The following is a 17,201-nucleotide window of genomic DNA, read 5'->3' as shown; positions in this document are numbered from 1 at the left end:
TCATTCAACCCTCCTTCGGCTTTTCCGGCCGAAATAGAATCGAGCTTCGCCGCAAAGCGCAACCCAGATGTGTGAATGCGATAGGCTTCGCGCGGGCGAGGAACCCAAGTCTGGAACTACCCCACCTTGGCCCCCGGCTGGCTGATCGGCTCCCGTACCGTTCCATACTGGCTGCCCCAGCGGTCGGTCATCGTCCAGCGTATATCCCAGAGTTCCGGAAAGAAGCGGTGGCGGGCGCCGGCCTCCAGCAATTCGACCGGCCGGCCCTTCAGCGATTTGGCACCGAGCCCGATGGTGCGGTGGATGAGATAGAGATGGTTGGCACGGAATTTCTGGAACAGCTCGTCGAACTCGACCAGCGCTTCGGCAACGACATAGCTGTCGCCGTGATCGTAGCCGGCATCGTAGACGTCCTCGACCGAGAGGCCGCGGCCGTCGAGGTATGACGCCTTGAAGGCCCGCCACAGATCGGGCGGCAGGCGCAACAGCTGCTTGAAGCCCGGCGATTCCTGACCGCTGCCATTGCCGAGCTGCAGCCGGATCTGCTGGTACTCCTTGGGCGACATGGTTTCGAGCAGGTCGAGCTGCGCCGTCATCATGCGCATCAGCCGATGCACGCGCCCCATCAGCGTGATGATGCGATGCGTGTCCTGCCTTTCCAGGAAATCGACGACATCGACCAACGTGTAGGCGATGAGCTTCATCCACAGCTCCTCGACCTGGTGCACGATCTGGAACTGCAGCTCGTCGGCATTGACCATCTCGGCCAGCGGCTTCTGGCAGGCGAGCAGCCTGTCGCATTTGAGGTACACGCCATAGTCGCGCATCTCAGGCGTTTCGATGCGGGCATAATAGTCCTGCTTGTCCATGGCCATGCTCCTTGCCCCGGCCGTTGGACCGCAGGCGCTTGTTGGATCCCGGTCCCCTGAGTCTAATCGCTTTCTTGCCGAACATTGTCCCTTTCTGTTATTCGATTGGCGGGAAACGAAGGACGAAAGTTGTTCCTGAAGCGGCTAGGAAGAACGAATGATGCTGGATGCGGTCGACCGGAAGATCGTCGCGGCGCTCGAACGCGAGGCCCGCATCTCCTTTGCCGCGCTCGCCGATGAGGTCGGCCTGAGCAAGACGCCGTGCTGGAAGCGGGTCAAGGCGCTTGAGGACGCCGGCGTCATCCGCGGCTACTCGACCCGCATCGACCCGGCCAAGCTCGGCTTCGGCATCGAGGCCTTCATCCAGGTGTCGATCGATTTCGAGCTGTCGGACGCCTTCGAGGCGGCGGTCAAAAAGCATCCGCTGATCCGCCGCTGCCACGCCACGACAGGCGAGGCCGACTATCTCCTGCAGATCGTCACCGTCGACATGATGGCGCTCGACAGGATGCTGCGCGAGGAGCTCAGCCGGCTGCCCGGCGTGCGGCGCACGATCACCTCGATGGCGATGCGCGAGATCAAGGGCGGCATCTCGTTCGCCAATGCCGTCGGGCATACGCAGACCAAGCGATAGACCGGTCAGGCCCTGGTCATCAATTCGCGTCCCAGCCGCTTCGGTTGCTCGGCGCGCAGAACCACATTTGTCGTCACCGTGCCGTAGTGGCCGATGCTGTCGACGATGCTTTCAAGATCGGGCGGTGAAGGGACCACGACCTTGACCAGAAAACAGTCCTCGCCGGTCACCCGCAGCACCTCGACCACCTCCGGCAATTGGGCGAACTTCTTCAGGCAGGCCTGGATATGCTCATGCGTGGTGCGCAAGCGGATGACCGCCATGGTGCCGAGCCCGAGCGCTGCCGAATTGATCACCGCCTTGTAACCGGTGATGACGCCGCGCTCCTCCAGCCGCTTCACCCGTTCCGAGGTGGCGGGCTGGGACAGGCCGACGCGGCGGCCAAGCTCGGAGATGCCGATGCGGCCGTCCTCCTGCATGATCTCGATGATCGCCAGATCGGTGGGATCGAACCTTGGCCGATAATCGCCGTTCCGCATGATCGCCTTTAATCCATCGGATTTCTTCGCTGCTTTCCGATGATCTCCCATTCCGCCGCCCGGGAGAAGACCTAGAATTTGCGCGCTGCATCAGGAGAGAAGGCCTTCGCATGACCGACTTCATCATTGTGCCGGGCATCGGCGGATCGGGCAAAGCCCACTGGCAGACGCATTGGCAGCAGGCAAACCCGGCGATGCGGCGGATCAATCCGGCGAGCTGGGACGCGCCGGATTTCGACGACTGGGTGGCTGCGCTGGACACCACTGTGGGCCAGGCAAGGACACCGCCGGTGCTTGTCGCCCATAGCCTCGGCTGTCTGCTCGTCGTACACTGGCAGCGGATCTCCACCCGCGAGATCAGCGGCGCGTTGCTGGTCGCGGTTCCGGACCCGGCGTCGCCGGCCTTCCCCTCCTCCGCCCGGGCCTTCGCCGACGCGCCGCAACAACGGCTTCGCTTTCCGTCGCTGATTGTCGCCAGCACCAACGATCCCTACGGCTCGCTGGACTATGTCAGGGCGAAATCCGAGCGCTGGGGCAGCGATCTCCATATCGCCGGGCCGCTTGGCCACATCAATGGCGACAGCGGTCTCGGCGACTGGCCGGCGGGAATGGAACTGCTGGCTGCTTTTCTCAGGCAAACGCAAGCAATCGCCCGAGGCGCCGTGCTTCAACCCTGACCGCACTGGGACGGCTACCGCGCGGCGGTCCTGATCTGGTTTGCGGCCGCGGCGCCGCGCCTCAGTTCGATGCTGCGGCGGGGGTGCTGAGTTCGAGGAACGGTACGGTGGAGCCCGGGATCATCGACTTCGGCAACTCCCCGTCCCACTTCTCGGCTTTGGTCAGTTCGACCAGCAGCGGATTGTTGGCGATTGCGGCGGCGCGAGCCTTGATGGCGCCCGCGGTCGCATCGCCTTCGACCCTGGTCTTGTAGGCGCTGGCCTCGGCTTCGGCCTTGACGCTGTCGGCGCGACCCTTGGCCTGGGTGACGGCGATGTCGGCCTTGATCTTTTCCTGCTGCAGGTTCTGTTCTTGCTTCTGCACCTCGACCTGCGCCGTCATCCTGGCTTCGACCGCCTGCTCGTAGGCATCGGAGAAATCGATGTTCTCGACCTGCACGCTATCGATCATCACCGGGCCGTCGGTTACCGCCGCGATGGCCTCGGCGACGTCCTTGTTGAACTTCGCCCGGTTCTGGATCACCGACACCGCGTCGTACTGGCCGAACACCGTCTTGATCTCCTGCGGTGCTTTCCTGGCAATGACACGGTCGGCCAGTGCCTCGATCGACCCGTAATTGGTGTAGACGTTGCTGACTTCGGCGGCCGGCACGTGGAAGTTGACGGTGACGCGCATGTCGGCCGGCTGCTGGTCGCGCGAATAGGCCTGCATGGCCGGCAGGCCGCTGCAATCGTTCTGGTTTTCGCAGCCCCATTTGAGCACCTGCTGGCGCAGGCTGATCTTCTCGACGCGCTGCAGCCACGGCAGCTTGAAATGCAGTCCGGGATCGACGACCGAACTCAGCGCCCCGTTGGTCAAGAGCACGCCGCGGTCGCCCTGGTCGATCGTATACCAGGACCCAAACAGCGCAAAGACGCCGAGCGCCACGACGACGAGTGCGATCAGGCCGGAACCGATCGACCCCGATGCCGTCCCCGGCTTGCCCTGCGGACGGCCTGAATTGCCTTGCGTTTCGGTCATTGCCCCACCCCAACCTGATTGCCCGTGCTGCTTTTGCCCACAATAGTGGCGGCATTGCAATCCTCTGGACATGGAAGGGCCTTCGCGCCGGCCGGCCGGACCGGCGGGGTGGTTCAGACTGGCTAGCGGATTTCCCCTGCAGCCGCGGCAGCGGGCTGGTGCGCGTTGCCTGGCGTCTCCTTCTGCCGTTCGGCATCGCTTTTGCGCTTCGGGCAATCCTCGTAGTCGTGGTCGCGCCCGCCGCAGTAGGAGCAGCATTTTGCCGGCGCGTCGGAGCGAAGCATCGTTGGCATGCACAAGAATGCACGAAACCCGACAGATTGCGAAGGCTTGCGCACCGGCAACGTCGATTTCGCCACGGAACCGCTGCCGCCGCATGAAAGTTATCTGCTCATTGCAACCGGAGCACAGGACATGGCCGACGACCCGAACCGCTACGAGACCGGAGCGAGGAAATATCCGGCAAAGACGAGCCCCGACGCGGCCGACGAATTCTCGCAGGATGCGGCCGGCAACAAGCCACCGCCCGGCGGCATGGGATTGACCAGGCCGGCTGACGATTTCGACGACAAGACCCGGCATTCGGAGGGCCAGAACCCGCCCCGCGCAGCGATCCGGCCAGACGGCACCGCCAAGAAGCCCGGCAAGGACGCAAGACGATGAACGTCGCCAATCTCCAGCTCGAAGGACTGATGATGGCGATCGCGGCCGTCAACAACGCGCTGGTCCACAAGGGCCTGCTGTCGGTCGACGAGGTCGACATCGCGTTGCGCCGGGCCGAGGCGGCGATGACCAGCGACGAGCGTCTCTATGAAGACATGTCGCCATCCAACCGCGACGCCGTCTGCTTTCCGCTCAGGCTGCTGCAGGCGGCCAACAATGCCCAGGGTGAAACCGGCGTACCGTCCTTTGCCGAACTGGCCAGGATGGTCGGCCGGACCAAGGAGCCCTATAACGACCAGATGTGATGGAGGACGCCATGGCCGACGACAAATCCAAGACCAAGCAGGATCGCAAACTGGTCTCCAGCGAAGAGCCTTACGAGGTCGCTGCTTTTGCCCGCAAATACGGCATACCGCAAAGCGAGGCCGCAACCATCATCAAGCGTTACGGCCCCTCGAGGAGGAAGCTCGACGCGCATATGGCTAGCCGCAACGCCTGATCCAATTTTGGCGGCGGCCTCCGTTCACGCCAGAAGCGTCCCTGCCCTGCCGCCTTGTCGAGCGTATCGGCACCATCGGCCCGGTGCCGGCCGCTGCTCGTCGCGTCGCGGCTGCGGGATTCAACGCCTGGTTTTGACAGCCGCGGAATACTCTCGCGGCGCAACAACTCATTTACCTCGACACTGTACCAGTCCTGTGAGCAAAGCCGGGGGTCGGATGCAGGAACAACTATTGCGCTATGAATGTGTCATGGAGCCGAACGGCCGATGGATGGTGTGGGACATCGTTCATGATCTGCCGGCGCAATTTTCGGAAATCGCGCTGATCGGCCTGAGCCGTCGTGAAGCGGTTTCGCTCTGCCGGCTGCTCAACGAGACGAGCCGTTCCGAGATGCGGCAGAGCCGGGCCTCCTGAGAAGCGCTTGCGTCTCAGGCCTGCCCAAGCTCGGGGGATTTACATGCGATCGACAATATTCGGTCTGGTCCTGCTGCTGCCGGCCGCCGCCCTGGCGGAGCCGATCGAGACCCAGAAGATCATCACGGCGGCGACCGGCGACTGGAACGGCGACGGCGCCGCCGATCTGGCAATGATCGTCGAGACCGAGCCCGGCCATGCCATGGACCTGCATTTGTTCCTCAGGGACCGCGACGGCGATTTTCTCAGACCTGCCGGGGTCGTGCATGAACAGATTTACGGTGAATGGAAGAACTACGACCGGCCGGGCCCCGCCACATCCGACACCGAGCCCGAACTCACCGTGCTCCCCAACGGCTCGATCAAGCTCTATATTCCGGCGATGGAGATCGGCAGCGAGCGGACCAACAAGACGCTGACGCTCGCCTGGCGCAACGGCACGTTCGTCGTCGCCGGTTTCTCCTACGAGTATTGGGATTACATGGACGACAATGTTGCCGGCGACTGCGACTACAATGTACTGACCGGCAAGGGCAAAAGCAGCAAGAAACTGGCGGACGGCAGCACCAGGCAAGCGACTGTATCGGTCGAAGGCAAGGTCATCCCATTTGCGGAATGGACCCCGGGCACTGGCTTCAGCGCTTGCGGAGAGTGAGAGGTTTCGGTTGCCTCACTGCAGCGGCGGCTTCCACAGCAGGCTGTTGCGATCGGCGGACTTGACGCGCAGCCAGGTTTCGCGGCCGTCGCGCAGCACCCGGAGCGGGATCTCGGCGCCCGCCGGGCCGCTCTTCCAAAGCTTGCGATAAAAATCGGCAAGCCCGTCGACCGCCGTGTCGCGGACATCCGAGATGACGTCGCCTTGGCGAAGGCCCGCCTGGGCGGCCGGACCGCCCTCGGCGACGCTCATCACCACGACCTTGCCGTCGCTCTCGGCCGAGAAGGCGCCGAGCCAGGGCCGCGGCGGTCTGGCGACCTGCCCGCGCGTCAGCAGATCGTCGAGGATGGGCGGCAGCAGATCGATCGGCACAACCATGTTGATGTCGGCGACCTCACCGTTGCGGCTCATCTGCAGGCGCAGCGAACCGATGCCGAGCAGCCTGCCATCCGCGCCGATCAGGCCGGCGCCGCCCCATGAGGGGTGAGCCGGCGCCGTGAAGATCGCCTCGTCGAGCAGATATTCCCAATAGCCGGCGAATTCCTGCTTGGTGACGATCCGCGCCCGCACGGAGCGGCCGACGCCGTCGGCGAGCACGACGGGATCGCCGATCTTCGCCCTGGACGCATCGCCGAGCGCAATGGCGGGCAACCCGAGCGGCGCCAGCGCCTGCACCAGGCCGAAGCCCGATTCCTGGTCGTAGGCGAGCGCATGGGCGGGAACCACGCGCCCGTCCTGGTCGGCCAGCCAGACCTCCTCCGCCTCGGTGATGAGATAGCCGATGGTGAGCACCAGCCCGTCGCCGCGGATGACCACGCCGCTGCCCTCGCGGCGGGTGCCAAGTGTGTTTGCCGTGAAGGCGTCCTCCGGCACGGTGGCGCGGACGGCCACGATGGATCGCAAAAGGGGTTCGATATTCATGCTTTGGTTCCTGGCAATGTTCGCAGGGCCGATATGGGCTATAGGTATGGCGCAGGTGATCAGGCGCAAGAGGTGGCGCCGGCTTTGGCGTGGACCGGCGCCGCCTCGTTCGCGCCGGGGTTTTGCACCAGCGCCGGCAGCCCTATCTGTACCTACGGCTATCCCAAGCTGCCCTATGCAAAGTTCCTCCGCCATTACCCATGTTGATACCCTGATATCCTCCCAACCCAACCCTTTCCAAAGGCCTCCCGAATGAACGACTACACAACGGACCAATACACGCCGCCAAAAGTCTGGACCTGGAACAAGGCAAATGGCGGCGCTTTCGCCAGCATCAACCGGCCGATCGCCGGCCCGACGCATGACAAGCAGCTGCCGGTCGGCAGGCATCCGCTGCAGCTTTATTCGCTGGCGACACCGAACGGCGTCAAGGTGACGATCATGCTGGAGGAGCTTCTGGCGCTCGGCCACAGCGGCGCCGAATACGACGCCTGGCTTATCAGGATCAACGATGGCGACCAGTTCGGCAGCGGCTTCGTCGAGGTCAACCCCAACTCCAAGATCCCGGCCATGATGGACCGCAGCGGGAAAAAGCCGATCCGCATCTTCGAATCCGGCTCGATCCTGCTCTATCTCGCCGAAAAGTTCGGCGAATTCCTGCCGACGGAGCAACCGGCTCGCCCCGAGACCCTGTCATGGCTGTTCTGGCAGATGGGCTCGGCGCCCTATCTCGGCGGCGGCTTCGGCCATTTCTACACCTATGCGCCGTCGAAGATCGAATATGCCATCGACCGCTTCGCCATGGAAACCAAGCGGCAGATGGATGTGCTCGACCGTCGCTTGGCCGAAAGCGAGTATCTCGGCGGCAGCGACTACACGATTGCCGACATTGCGGTGTGGCCTTGGTATGGCGGGCTGGCCAAGGGCCGCATGTACGACGATTCCGGCGAGTTCCTGCAGGTGGAGCAGTACAAGAACGTGCAGCGCTGGGCCGACGCCATCGACGCGCGGCCGGCGGTCAAGCGCGGCCGCATGGTCAACCGCACCTTCGGCGAGCCTTCGATGCAGTTGCACGAGCGCCATGACGCCAGCGATTTCGAGACCAAGACGCAAGACAAGCTCGCGGCGGCCAAAAGTTAAGCGGACGACGCGCCGATCTCCCGCCTTGTAGGGGAGATCGGCAGCTTCGGCCGACTGCTCAAGCCCGTCTCCACCGCCGCCATCCACAGCCGGTCGATGTTGGCCAGGAATTTCTCGTCGAGTTTGTCGAGGTGCTTCCAGTACATGCCGTCCTCGAAGAAATAGCCGAGTTCGTTCTCGATCCTGTCGGCCTCCTCCGCCTGATCGAGCCGCAGCCCGGCAAGCATCTCCGCCTTCATTTCCGAAAGTTGCGAGGAAGAAAGCGCGCTGAGTTCGTCGAGCGTCAGCCGCGGGAAGATCAGCCGGCTGCGGGGCAGGTCGGATAGGTTGACGCACAGGCAGCCGCGCCGGAGCGCATGGATGAGCAGGCGGGCCGACTTCGCCTCGAGGTTGCGCAGCGTCACGTCGTTGCGCAAAGGGTCGGCGCGGCCGACGCCGTAAAAATGCGTGTTGCCGGGCTGATCGTAGATCATGTCGCAGCCAAGGAATGCCAGCACGTCAGGCTTCTGGCTGTGGATCGTCCAGTAGGCCGCCGTCATCGACATGGTGCCGCCGGCATAGACGAAGCCGCCAAAGCTGTTTTGCGCAGGCACATAATGCAAGGCGCTGAATATCTGCGCCTGCTGCAAGGGATCGCCTTGCGGCATCCGCTCCGCCGGGAAATCGCCGGCATGGACGAGGAAATCCCAGTCGGGGCGCACGCGCCAGGCGTTGTTGATGGCGACGATCTTGCCGAAGGCCTGCTTGGGCCAGGCCGCGCAGCGCACCACATCGGGGGCGCTGCCGATCAGCAAGATCACGTTTGGCGTTCCGTCGATGGCGATCATCCCCTCTTCGACCGGCCGACGCGCACCTCGATACCGCACGGTTGAACGGCTTTATAGCCTCAACGCCGCGTCGAAACACCAGCCGGCTTTAGGCTGACATCAACAAAAAGGAGCTTTGCGAGCCGGTTGTAAAATGTCGCCTTAAGCACCGTCGTACAAGCAGCAGGCAGGTTTTCCCACTAGCCCAAAAACGACGACATCAGTTGGGCGATATATATTAGTTGACTAAACTAGCGGAACGTCCAATGCACATTCCCAGAACCGAACATGTCCTGTCTAGACCATGATATCTATATGGGACGTTACTGCCTAAGCTGAACGCGACCTCGACGGTTCGGCGGCTGCGCGCCCCCTACTCCCCAGCAACCTCCCTATACACCCTCCCAACCCCATCAAGCCCACGTATCCGCCACGTCTCCCCTTTGTGCGCCTCGAGATAGGACTGGCCGAGCGGCACCTTCCCTCCGCCGTCCGGCAGGTCCAGCACGTAGACGGGGTTGCAGATGCCCGACAGGCGCGCACGCAAGGCGCTGACCAGCGCCTGGCCCTCGGCGATCGTGGTGCGCCGGTGCGCCATGCCGCGCACGAGATCGCCGTGGTGCAGGTAATAGGGTTTGACGCCAAGGCGATACATCAGCTCGCGGCACAGCTCTTCCAGCACCTCCACCGTGTCGTTCACGCCTTTCAGCAGAACGCTCTGGTTCAGCAGCACGAAGCCGCCCTGCCGCAACGTGCGGCTGGCCCGCTCGGTCGCCTCGGTGATTTCGCGCGGATGGTTGAAATGGGTGACGACCGTGACCATAAGCCGGCCTTGCAAGGCTTGAACCAGCCCGCCGGTGACGCGCGACGGCAGCGCGACGGGCACGCGGGTGTGGATGCGCAACAGCCGCACATGCTGGATCGCCTCGACGCGGGCGCGAATTTCCGCCAGCGCCCTGTCCGGCAAGGAGAGCGGGTCGCCGCCGGTCAGGATCACCTCGCGGATTTCCGGATGGGCCGCGATATATGCGAAGGCTTCATCGAGAGCTTCGCGCGTATAGCCGCGGCCGATCGACGTCAGCTGCTCCTTGCGAAAGCAGAACCGGCAATAGACCGCGCATTGATAGGTCGGGAACAACAGAACCCGGTCGGCATGGCGATGCGTCAATCGCGGCACCGGACTGAAGGCGTGGTCGGCGATCGGATCGTCGAGCTCGCCCTCCTGCTCTGCCAGTTCGTCGGGCGACGGGATGACCTGAAGCCGTATCGGATCGGCGGGGTCGTTCCAGTCGATCAGGTCGAGATAGGCCTTGGGAATGCGAACCTTGTGGCGCGTGGCCGCGGCTTCGGCCGCCGCCCGCTCGGCCGGCGACAGCGGCAGAGAATCCAGATCGCCTATATGCCGCACGCCCTCGCGAACATCGTCCTGCCATGCGGCATCCTCCGCGCGAGCGCGCCGGTCATCGGCTGCCACGCCGGCCGCATCGACCGCCATGCCGGCGTCGGGGATGTCGGGATGTGAGGTCATCGCAGGCTCCTTGAATTTCGGGCCGGGGTACAGCATTGGAGCCAGGACTTGAAGGCAATAAGCGGTGTTTGGCCGGTTGGAGGGCGCGGCAGGAAGCCACAACCGGCCACTGACCAGAACAATCGCGCACATCGCTGACGCAAAACATTAGCTTGCTCTTATATTAGCTTGAGCGTATACACATAAACGGCCGGTGATCTACCCCCCAACCGGTTAGGCTCGGCGCCAGTTCCCTCCCTACCCCTCAGGTCAACGACGCCGGGCCGCTCGGGGTCCGCCCGGTCGCCCGCGGTCGAGACCGGATCGTCGACCTCTTCGATGTCGATCATTCCCCCCTCCTCAACCAGTACCCAAAACACCAGCTGACCCCATCGGCAATGCCCGCGTCTCTCGGCCTTCCCGTCGCCGGGCGTGATCGCTAATCTCGGATCGCGAAAAAGCTGGAGAAGAGGGTATGGCGAACGACTTGTCGCCAAGGCTTTTGGCCATCGTCGATGCGCTGCCCTTGCGGCAAGGCATGCGAGTGCTGGAGATCGGCTGCGGACCGGGTGCAGCAGCGCGCGAGATCGCGCGCCGGATCGGCGGCGGGCACGTGCTGGCGATCGACCGCTCGGCCAAGGCCATCGCACAGGCCGGAGCCGCCTCACGCGCCGAGATTGCGGCAGGCCGGCTGAGCCTTCGCCAGGTCGCCATCGAGGATTTCGAGTTGGAGGCGGACGAGAAGCACTTCGACATTGCCGTTGCGGTGCGCGTCGGCGCGCTGGACGGGCGTCATCCCGAAGCAGGAAAAATCGCCCTGCAACGGCTCAAGGCGGCGTTGACCGCGCAAGGCCGGCTGTTCATCGACGGCGGCGATCCGCTGCGCGAAATTGCGATACATGGCTGAACAGCTCGTGCTCGGCCTCCGGAATCGAGCGTCTACGTGACCGTGAGCGGCAGAGCCGGCCTCGTCGCCGGAAAAACCGAAGCAGCCGGCCAGCGCCCTAAGCGGCGCCTGGCCGGCCTGCGGAAACGCGTCTTCCAGCGGCTGGAACTCGGTGCGCTCGCCCGCCAGTAGATCAACTATCGGATTCACACATTGCAAAAACCGATTCAAGATCAACAGCTTAGATGACCATCAATGTTGAAAGTACTGGCGCCGCGCGCGACCGCGGACATTGAAAAGACTCGCGTTTCCGGCGCGTCCCTTCGTAGTCAATCGATGTCAGCAGAGATGTGTGAATATGATAGAGCAGATGAAGGGCCAATCTGGTGGAACAGAGCACACAATGGGGACACTAAAAGACTAAGCAATCAGGTTGTGATAGCTTCCGCTGAAACACCACCAACCGGATCGCCGTCTCAATATTCAAATTTTTATCCTCTGCCATAGAATTTATCCGAACAAAGGGGTAAAAGGCAGCTCCAATAGGTGTCACCCGTTGTATGCGTTGATAAATCTTTTATCTTTGTTTCAAAATTGGGGGGAGGCTCGAAATGTTTCGAATGCTGCAACGCAATATCATGCTGGCTGCATGTATAGCGCTATCTGTGGGGTCTGCGAGCTATCACACTCAAAGTCAAGAATTGGAACAATTTGAGGCCGAGTGGGCAAAGGAAGCAGCCAGTTCAATCGGTAACCCACCAGAGCGAGGCTTTGTACGTCTCGACGCGCTCAATACTAAAGAGAGACCAGAAATCACACCCAGTACGGTGTTCAATCGCTACCTGTCGCTGCTAGTTACGGACGTGGATACGGTCAGCGCCATCACGTTTTCTGAGGTGATGGATCAACTAGCGAAACAAAGCGGCAACCCACTTTTTGGCAAGGAAATGCTTTTTCATCAATGGTGGGATACCCAAAATCAACAATCAGGTTTAGTCCGGGGTCCGCATTGCGACAACGTCCCTCCCAAAGATAAACTGGGACACTTCGCGTACGATTGCCCACGATTGGAGGGTGCCCAAGCGACCGAGCAGAAAGTATTTTCTGATGAGAAGGTTGCGCCTCCCAACAATCTCGCCGCATATAGCGCCATCGCTTTCAGTAATAGATTTGATCTTCTCACTCCCGGGCGAAAGCTAGGGAATGGGAAGATCCGATACAGGGACTGCGGCGAGTACCGCATCATATTTGCGCGGAATTCTGGAAAAACGACTCCGCCTTCTCTGTCTCCGGATGGCAAGCTGCACGAGGGTGATATTTTTAATCGGAACCTCATCTCTTTTGAATTTCGGATTAAAAACCCAAATCCTAGACGCGAGAAATCCGATGTGATTGTTCCAGAAGGCTGCCTTCCTATTCTTAAGTTCTGGGGCAGTCTCTCAGAACCTGCGTCTGCGACAACACGTGGGGAGAGGCTGAAAGATTTCTTCTTAAACGGCAATATGAAGGCTCCTGATGGCCGATCGTTCGGCCGACTGCCGTCGAAGGTTGTAAATATTCGTAATCTTTCTTTCGATTCCGGACAAATTCGCACTAACCAGTTTATTAACAACGTTTTGGTCAAGCCGTCCATTCCGCCGCACGATTATACACCGGGAACGCCTAGTTCTATTAATATTGACCCGAACAACTGGGTCCTCAGGGAGTTTCGTACCCTCACAGTTAATAACATTGTTCTCATCGTTCCAGACACGACTAAGTCGAATCCCGATATTTCTTTGTTCAGGCCGGGTACTGTCGGAACAGAGGCTGATCCGCGACTGCCGCCATTGATCACCGCTATTGGAGCTCAGACAAGGAGCCTTTTAGGGGGCGGCCAATTCGATCGCGTAAACGACATCAACTCAATTATATTCTCTCTCCCCAAGAGCAGCGCAAACGCTTATGATAGCGTTGCGGGAAGTCCAGTGCCATGCGTGGGCCCGTCGAAATGCAACCCGAATGAAGTAGACGACGTTCTAGCTGCATTCGCCATGAATGCGTCCGTTGCTACAGATCTTCAAGACTATCTTGCAGCTATTGGGGCTCCCGCGGCAATTACGGCAAACAACGTCGTCGATCGTCTCCGTACTCAGACGTGCGCAGGTTGCCATCAATTTAGTGATACAAAAGAAGGTCCCGTTGGTTTTGACGACAAAGACGGCTTGGGCGGCGGCGCACATTGGCCAACTAAGGCATGCGGCGATTATGGACCCTCTTGTACGCTTCCGTCTTTCCTAATCAGTGACAAAGCCAAACTTCACCCGCCAATGCAATTTACGCAGGTTTCCGAATTGGTGCTGACACCCTCTATCGCCGATGACGGCAAGGGTTGGAGATACGCAATTTCGAGCACGGTAGAATGCATGCTGGATTTCAGAGAGAACCTTATGAGGGGTGCGATCGGTTTGCCTCTAACTAACGCAAATAATTGTCCAAAGTAACTGAATCTGGGCAACGGAAGACGGCGGGCTGGTGATGCGCGCGTTCGTCACAGCAATGTTGACGTACGATGCGGTTGAAGGTTGTCGCGCACGCAGCCGGATCAACGCCGTAGGCCCTCAGCGGTGGTTGAAAGCAGTCTTTTGGTAAATCGCATTAGACAAAATCGCATTCGACAGAGAACGCAGCCTCGCTACCCCCTCAACCCCGGCGCCTCCTGCCCGGTGCGCTCGACATACTCCGTATAGCCGCCGCCATAGCTGTGGATGCCCTCGGGCGTCAGTTCCAGCACCCGGTTCGACAGCGCCGCCAGGAAATGGCGGTCATGCGAGACGAACAGCATGGTTCCCTCGTACTGCGACAGTGCCGTGATCAGCATCTCCTTGGTGGCGATGTCGAGGTGGTTGGTCGGCTCGTCCAGCACCAGCAAATTGGGCGGATCGAACAGCATCAGCGCCATCACCAGCCGCGCCTTCTCGCCGCCCGATAGCACGCGGCATTTCTTCTCGATCTCGTCGCCGGAAAAGCCGAAGCAGCCGGCGAGTGCCCTGAGCGGCGCCTGGCCGGCCTGCGGAAATGCATCCTCCAGCGTCTGGAACACGGTGCGCTCGCCCTCCAGCACTTCCATGGCGTGCTGGGCGAAATAGCCCATCTTGACGCTCGGCCCGCGCGCCACCGTGCCATTATCCGGCTCGGAAGCGCCAGCCACCAGCTTCAGCAGCGTCGACTTGCCGGCGCCGTTGATGCCCATCACGCACCAGCGCTCGCGGCGGCGCACCTGAAAATCCAATCCCTCGTAGATCGAGCGGCTGCCATAGCCCTTGTGCACGTTCTTCAGCGTCACCACGTCCTCGCCGCAGCGCGGCGCCGGCTGGAAGTCGAACGATACCTTCTGGCGGCGCTTGGGCGGCTCGACCCGGTCGATCTTGTCCAGCTTCTTCACCCGGCTCTGCACCTGGGCGGCATGCGAGGCGCGTGCCTTGAAGCGCTCGATGAAGGCGATCTCCTTGGCCAGCATCGCTTGCTGGCGCTCGAACTGCGCCTGCTGCTGCCGGTCGGCAATCGCCCGCTGCTGCTGGTAGAATTCGTAATTCCCGGAGTAAGCGGTCAGCGAACCGCCGTCGATCTCGACCACCTTGTTGACGATGCGGTTCATGAACTCGCGGTCGTGCGAGGTCATCAGCAGCGCACCGTCATAGTTCTTCAGGAACTGCTCCAGCCAGATCAGGCTTTCCAGGTCGAGATGGTTGCTCGGTTCGTCGAGCAGCATGGCGTCGGGCCGCATCAAAAGGATCCTGGCCAGCGCCACGCGCATTTTCCAGCCGCCGGACAGCTTGCTGACGTCGCCGTCCATCATCTCCTGGCTGAAGCCAAGGCCGTCCAGCACTTCGCGCGCCCGGCCATCCAGCGCGTAGCCGTCGAGCTCCTCGAAGCGATGCTGCGCCTCGCCGTAGCGGGCGATGATCTCGTCCATTTCACCGGCGCGATCGGGGTCGCCCATGGCGTGCTCGAGCTCGCGCATCTCGGCCGCCACTTCGCTCACCGGCCCGGCGCCGTCCATCACTTCGGCAACGGCACTGCGACCTTCCATGTCGCCGACATCCTGGCTGAAATAGCCGATTGTGACGCCGCGATCGACCGAGACCTGGCCTTCGTCGGGCTGCTCTTCGCCGTTGATCATGCGAAACAGCGTCGTCTTGCCGGCGCCGTTAGGCCCGACCAGCCCGACCTTCTCGCCCTTCTGCAACGCGGCGGAGGCTTCGATGAAGACGATCTGCCTGCCGTTCTGTTTGCTGATGCTTTCGAGACGAATCATGGTTTTCCGGGAAAGGCCAAAGGAGAGTTCCCGCGCCAATACGCGATAGGCCGCGCCGGCGGAAGCCCGCAAGTGGTGAGGCGCCCCGCGCCAAATTGTCTGAATCCTACTTGCGCATCGCCCGCCGGAATCGCTCGTCCAGCTGCTGGAACTCGGCAAAGAGCCCATCGCATGCCCGGCGACCCGCTTCGCATCGCATAGTCCGTGTTTGGTACAAACTGCCCTGCCGGTCCCTGCGGAGGCGATTGCAGGTTATGGCGGGATACGCCGGTTCGGTGGGCCTTGTGAAACTCCACTGCGTCAGCCCGTCAGCAGAAACGAATAGTTCGAAGCGGGATGAGGCAGTAACCCGACGCAAGGCTGGAGACGCCCTCACTTGCTTGACCAAATCCATTGCGTCAGCACCGTGGAAACCGCACATCGTCGACGGCCCATGCGCGTCCCGGTGGATGCCTTCGTCCACAGTCTGGGCGTGCGACGCGCCGTAAGTTGCGAGCATAATCGCGCCGACTATAAGAAATCTTCTCACTGGAGCTTCCCTATTGGCTACTGCATTTGGTCAACACGTTGATTGCAGCAGGACCATCACCCGATCCCGCCGGTCACCTCATAGGCGCCGGCGGCGCGCCCGTGCGCAAGTCGCACCGGCCGGCACAAGGACACTACCGGTGAAGCGCGCGCCGCTCCGCTGCATGGCGATAGGCTCGCCGTTGACATGGATTTTGCGCTGGTCCCGGTGCGCTTGTCACTAAACCCAAGCGCAATGTTTATCTCGTCCGATCGCCCTTCGCAAAGTAGCCGGCGGCCCGGTGCACGATCACGCCCGGCCCGATGTCCCATCCTCGCCAAAAATCCCGGTCACCCAGTCGATGAACACGCGTACCCGTGGCGCGAGCTGGCGGTTCTGTGGATAGAGCGCCGACAGCGGTGTCGGCGACGGCGGGTAATCCGGCAGCACTTCGACAAGCGTGCCGCGTGCGAAATCCCCGGCAAAGCGGTAATGCGGCGCCTGCACCAGGCCGAAGCCGAGACGCGCCAGCTCCGCCATCGTGTCGGAGCCGTTGACCGTCACCCGGCTGGGCAGGCTGACATAGCGCAACGCGCCGCCGACGGTAAATTCGAGCGGCATGACCTCACCGGTCCGCGACGAGCGGAAGCCGACCATCAGATGGCCTTCGAGATCGTCGGGGGTTGCCGGCATGCCGTGCTTGTCGAGATAGGCGGGGCTGGCGCAGGTGACTTCGCGCAATGTTGCCACCCGCCGCACGATCATGCCGCTGTCGGCCTGTTCGCCGGAACGCAGCACACAGTCGACACCCTCGCGCACCAGATCGACCAGCCGGTCGCCGTCGCCGATATGCAGGTCGATCCCGGGATAGCGGTCAAGGAATTCGGAGAGCCGCGGCAGGATGAAATGACGAGCCATGAAGCCGTGCACGTCGATCCTCAAAAGGCCCTGCGGTTGCGCCGATTGAAAGCCGGCCTCGGCATCCTCGACATCGGCAAGGATGGCAAGGCAGCGCTGGTAATAGGCCTGGCCGTCCAATGTCGGCCTGACATGACGCGTGGTGCGTTCGAGCAGCCTCACCCCCAGCCGCGCCTCGAGGTCCTTGATCGCTTCGGTGGCGGTCGATCGCGACATCGACAGATCGGCGGCCGCCGCGGTGAAGCTGCCGCGCTCGATCACACGGGCAAGCAGGCGCATCCGGTCGAGACTGTCCATCGCCATTGT

The 17,201-nt window shown here is 61.9% G+C and carries 21 protein-coding genes; 11 read left to right on the top strand and 10 right to left on the bottom strand.

The window, feature by feature from the left end:
- Positions 1 to 116: 116 nt before the first annotated feature.
- Positions 117 to 869: a tryptophan 2,3-dioxygenase family protein gene (locus NKH21_RS22900; protein WP_352867700.1), complete on the bottom strand. Its 753-nt coding sequence runs from the start codon at positions 867 to 869 to the stop codon at positions 117 to 119.
- A 157-nt stretch (positions 870 to 1,026) separates the two neighbouring features.
- Here NKH21_RS22900 and NKH21_RS22895 point away from each other — a divergent pair, with 157 nt between their 5' ends.
- The gene (locus NKH21_RS22895; RefSeq protein WP_245274655.1) at positions 1,027 to 1,503 is read left to right on the top strand and encodes an Lrp/AsnC family transcriptional regulator; all 477 of its coding nucleotides are present in this window, start codon (positions 1,027 to 1,029) and stop codon (positions 1,501 to 1,503) included.
- Between the two features lie 5 nt (positions 1,504 to 1,508).
- Here the strand turns inward: NKH21_RS22895 and NKH21_RS22890 are convergent, their stop codons facing one another.
- Positions 1,509 to 1,982 (bottom strand): Lrp/AsnC family transcriptional regulator, encoded by a 474-nt coding sequence (locus NKH21_RS22890; RefSeq protein WP_352867698.1) that lies wholly within the window; start codon positions 1,980 to 1,982, stop codon positions 1,509 to 1,511.
- A 110-nt stretch (positions 1,983 to 2,092) separates the two neighbouring features.
- Here NKH21_RS22890 and NKH21_RS22885 point away from each other — a divergent pair, with 110 nt between their 5' ends.
- The gene (locus tag NKH21_RS22885; protein WP_352867696.1) at positions 2,093 to 2,659 is read left to right on the top strand and encodes an RBBP9/YdeN family alpha/beta hydrolase; all 567 of its coding nucleotides are present in this window, start codon (positions 2,093 to 2,095) and stop codon (positions 2,657 to 2,659) included.
- A gap of 61 nt (positions 2,660 to 2,720) precedes the next feature.
- Here NKH21_RS22885 and NKH21_RS22880 read toward each other — a convergent pair whose 3' ends face one another.
- A complete protein-coding gene (locus tag NKH21_RS22880; protein WP_352867694.1) occupies positions 2,721 to 3,680 on the bottom strand; it encodes a prohibitin family protein in 960 nt (319 codons plus the stop codon).
- Positions 3,681 to 3,802: 122 nt separating this feature from the next.
- Positions 3,803 to 3,973: a hypothetical protein gene (locus NKH21_RS22875; RefSeq protein ID WP_352867693.1), complete on the bottom strand. Its 171-nt coding sequence runs from the start codon at positions 3,971 to 3,973 to the stop codon at positions 3,803 to 3,805.
- On the opposite strand from NKH21_RS22875, the gene NKH21_RS22870 reads away from it, so the two are divergent.
- The 5 genes from NKH21_RS22870 to NKH21_RS22850 all read left to right on the top strand — a co-directional run bounded on the left by NKH21_RS22870 (position 3,972) and on the right by NKH21_RS22850 (position 5,912).
- Entirely contained in the window at positions 3,972 to 4,343 is a 372-nt protein-coding gene (locus tag NKH21_RS22870) for a hypothetical protein (protein ID WP_352867691.1), read from the top strand. The two genes, NKH21_RS22875 and NKH21_RS22870, sit on opposite strands and share 2 nt — an antisense overlap.
- Positions 4,340 to 4,648: a hypothetical protein gene (locus NKH21_RS22865; protein ID WP_352661393.1), complete on the top strand. Its 309-nt coding sequence runs from the start codon at positions 4,340 to 4,342 to the stop codon at positions 4,646 to 4,648. Before NKH21_RS22870 ends, NKH21_RS22865 begins: the two co-directional genes overlap by 4 nt.
- Positions 4,649 to 4,659: 11 nt before the next feature.
- On the top strand, positions 4,660 to 4,842 hold the full coding sequence (locus NKH21_RS22860) for a DUF3606 domain-containing protein (RefSeq protein WP_352490958.1): 183 nt from the start codon (positions 4,660 to 4,662) through the stop codon (positions 4,840 to 4,842).
- Between the two features lie 232 nt (positions 4,843 to 5,074).
- The gene (locus tag NKH21_RS22855) at positions 5,075 to 5,257 is read left to right on the top strand and encodes a hypothetical protein (RefSeq protein WP_352867688.1); all 183 of its coding nucleotides are present in this window, start codon (positions 5,075 to 5,077) and stop codon (positions 5,255 to 5,257) included.
- Between the two features lie 43 nt (positions 5,258 to 5,300).
- Positions 5,301 to 5,912, top strand: coding sequence for a hypothetical protein (locus NKH21_RS22850; RefSeq protein ID WP_352867685.1), 612 nt, complete (start codon positions 5,301 to 5,303; stop codon positions 5,910 to 5,912).
- 15 nt (positions 5,913 to 5,927) lie between these two features.
- Here NKH21_RS22850 and NKH21_RS22845 read toward each other — a convergent pair whose 3' ends face one another.
- The gene (locus NKH21_RS22845) at positions 5,928 to 6,833 is read right to left on the bottom strand and encodes a S1C family serine protease (RefSeq protein ID WP_023675699.1); all 906 of its coding nucleotides are present in this window, start codon (positions 6,831 to 6,833) and stop codon (positions 5,928 to 5,930) included.
- A gap of 252 nt (positions 6,834 to 7,085) precedes the next feature.
- Here NKH21_RS22845 and yghU point away from each other — a divergent pair, with 252 nt between their 5' ends.
- Positions 7,086 to 7,973 carry a glutathione-dependent disulfide-bond oxidoreductase gene (gene yghU, locus NKH21_RS22840; protein WP_352867682.1) on the top strand — a complete coding sequence of 296 codons (888 nt, stop codon included), beginning with the start codon at positions 7,086 to 7,088 and terminating at the stop codon, positions 7,971 to 7,973.
- On the opposite strand, the gene NKH21_RS22835 is transcribed toward yghU, so the two are convergent.
- The 3 genes from NKH21_RS22835 to NKH21_RS22825 form a co-directional block, all read right to left on the bottom strand.
- Positions 7,970 to 8,800, bottom strand: a complete 831-nt coding sequence (locus NKH21_RS22835; protein ID WP_352867679.1) for a hypothetical protein — start codon at positions 8,798 to 8,800, stop codon at positions 7,970 to 7,972. The two genes, yghU and NKH21_RS22835, sit on opposite strands and share 4 nt — an antisense overlap.
- A gap of 352 nt (positions 8,801 to 9,152) precedes the next feature.
- A complete protein-coding gene (locus tag NKH21_RS22830; RefSeq protein WP_352867676.1) occupies positions 9,153 to 10,274 on the bottom strand; it encodes a KamA family radical SAM protein in 1,122 nt (373 codons plus the stop codon).
- Between the two features lie 191 nt (positions 10,275 to 10,465).
- Positions 10,466 to 10,636, bottom strand: a complete 171-nt coding sequence (locus NKH21_RS22825) for a hypothetical protein (protein WP_023675693.1) — start codon at positions 10,634 to 10,636, stop codon at positions 10,466 to 10,468.
- A 125-nt stretch (positions 10,637 to 10,761) separates the two neighbouring features.
- Here NKH21_RS22825 and NKH21_RS22820 point away from each other — a divergent pair, with 125 nt between their 5' ends.
- The 3 genes from NKH21_RS22820 (at position 10,762) to NKH21_RS22810 (ending at position 13,655) form a co-directional block, all read left to right on the top strand.
- A complete protein-coding gene (locus tag NKH21_RS22820; RefSeq protein WP_352661409.1) occupies positions 10,762 to 11,193 on the top strand; it encodes an SAM-dependent methyltransferase in 432 nt (143 codons plus the stop codon).
- Between the two features lie 36 nt (positions 11,194 to 11,229).
- Positions 11,230 to 11,364 carry a hypothetical protein gene (locus NKH21_RS22815; RefSeq protein ID WP_352867672.1) on the top strand — a complete coding sequence of 45 codons (135 nt, stop codon included), beginning with the start codon at positions 11,230 to 11,232 and terminating at the stop codon, positions 11,362 to 11,364.
- A gap of 419 nt (positions 11,365 to 11,783) precedes the next feature.
- Positions 11,784 to 13,655 (top strand): hypothetical protein, encoded by a 1,872-nt coding sequence (locus NKH21_RS22810; protein WP_352867669.1) that lies wholly within the window; start codon positions 11,784 to 11,786, stop codon positions 13,653 to 13,655.
- Positions 13,656 to 13,846: 191 nt separating this feature from the next.
- On the opposite strand, the gene NKH21_RS22805 is transcribed toward NKH21_RS22810, so the two are convergent.
- On the bottom strand, positions 13,847 to 15,469 hold the full coding sequence (locus tag NKH21_RS22805) for an ABC-F family ATP-binding cassette domain-containing protein (protein ID WP_352867667.1): 1,623 nt from the start codon (positions 15,467 to 15,469) through the stop codon (positions 13,847 to 13,849).
- Between the two features lie 817 nt (positions 15,470 to 16,286).
- Positions 16,287 to 17,192 (bottom strand): LysR family transcriptional regulator, encoded by a 906-nt coding sequence (locus tag NKH21_RS22800; protein ID WP_352867710.1) that lies wholly within the window; start codon positions 17,190 to 17,192, stop codon positions 16,287 to 16,289.
- Positions 17,193 to 17,201 lie beyond the last annotated feature (9 nt).

Source organism: Mesorhizobium sp. M1329 (assembly GCF_040318035.1).
In the GTDB taxonomy this organism is placed as follows: Bacteria; Pseudomonadota; Alphaproteobacteria; order Rhizobiales; family Rhizobiaceae; genus Mesorhizobium.
This window is presented reverse-complemented; position numbering and strand designations above follow the sequence as displayed.

Excerpts from the sequence above, each read along its gene's own strand:
- NKH21_RS22890 (WP_352867698.1), bottom strand. The coding sequence starts at position 1,982 with ATGCGGAACGGCGATTATCGGCCAAGGTTCGATCCCACCGATCTGGCG.
- NKH21_RS22835 (WP_352867679.1), bottom strand. The coding sequence starts at position 8,800 with ATGATCGCCATCGACGGAACGCCAAACGTGATCTTGCTGATCGGCAGC.
- NKH21_RS22805 (WP_352867667.1), bottom strand. The coding sequence starts at position 15,469 with ATGATTCGTCTCGAAAGCATCAGCAAACAGAACGGCAGGCAGATCGTC.
- NKH21_RS22850 (WP_352867685.1), top strand. The coding sequence starts at position 5,301 with ATGCGATCGACAATATTCGGTCTGGTCCTGCTGCTGCCGGCCGCCGCC.
- NKH21_RS22860 (WP_352490958.1), top strand. The coding sequence starts at position 4,660 with ATGGCCGACGACAAATCCAAGACCAAGCAGGATCGCAAACTGGTCTCC.
- NKH21_RS22830 (WP_352867676.1), bottom strand. The coding sequence starts at position 10,274 with ATGGCGGTCGATGCGGCCGGCGTGGCAGCCGATGACCGGCGCGCTCGC.
- NKH21_RS22875 (WP_352867693.1), bottom strand. The coding sequence starts at position 3,973 with ATGCCAACGATGCTTCGCTCCGACGCGCCGGCAAAATGCTGCTCCTAC.
- yghU (WP_352867682.1), top strand. The coding sequence starts at position 7,086 with ATGAACGACTACACAACGGACCAATACACGCCGCCAAAAGTCTGGACC.
- NKH21_RS22900 (WP_352867700.1), bottom strand. The coding sequence starts at position 869 with ATGGACAAGCAGGACTATTATGCCCGCATCGAAACGCCTGAGATGCGC.
- NKH21_RS22845 (WP_023675699.1), bottom strand. The coding sequence starts at position 6,833 with ATGAATATCGAACCCCTTTTGCGATCCATCGTGGCCGTCCGCGCCACC.
- NKH21_RS22820 (WP_352661409.1), top strand. The coding sequence starts at position 10,762 with ATGGCGAACGACTTGTCGCCAAGGCTTTTGGCCATCGTCGATGCGCTG.
- NKH21_RS22895 (WP_245274655.1), top strand. The coding sequence starts at position 1,027 with ATGATGCTGGATGCGGTCGACCGGAAGATCGTCGCGGCGCTCGAACGC.
- NKH21_RS22870 (WP_352867691.1), top strand. The coding sequence starts at position 3,972 with ATGCACAAGAATGCACGAAACCCGACAGATTGCGAAGGCTTGCGCACC.
- NKH21_RS22885 (WP_352867696.1), top strand. The coding sequence starts at position 2,093 with ATGACCGACTTCATCATTGTGCCGGGCATCGGCGGATCGGGCAAAGCC.
- NKH21_RS22825 (WP_023675693.1), bottom strand. The coding sequence starts at position 10,636 with ATGATCGACATCGAAGAGGTCGACGATCCGGTCTCGACCGCGGGCGAC.
- NKH21_RS22865 (WP_352661393.1), top strand. The coding sequence starts at position 4,340 with ATGAACGTCGCCAATCTCCAGCTCGAAGGACTGATGATGGCGATCGCG.
- NKH21_RS22810 (WP_352867669.1), top strand. The coding sequence starts at position 11,784 with ATGTTTCGAATGCTGCAACGCAATATCATGCTGGCTGCATGTATAGCG.
- NKH21_RS22880 (WP_352867694.1), bottom strand. The coding sequence starts at position 3,680 with ATGACCGAAACGCAAGGCAATTCAGGCCGTCCGCAGGGCAAGCCGGGG.
- NKH21_RS22800 (WP_352867710.1), bottom strand. The coding sequence starts at position 17,192 with ATGGACAGTCTCGACCGGATGCGCCTGCTTGCCCGTGTGATCGAGCGC.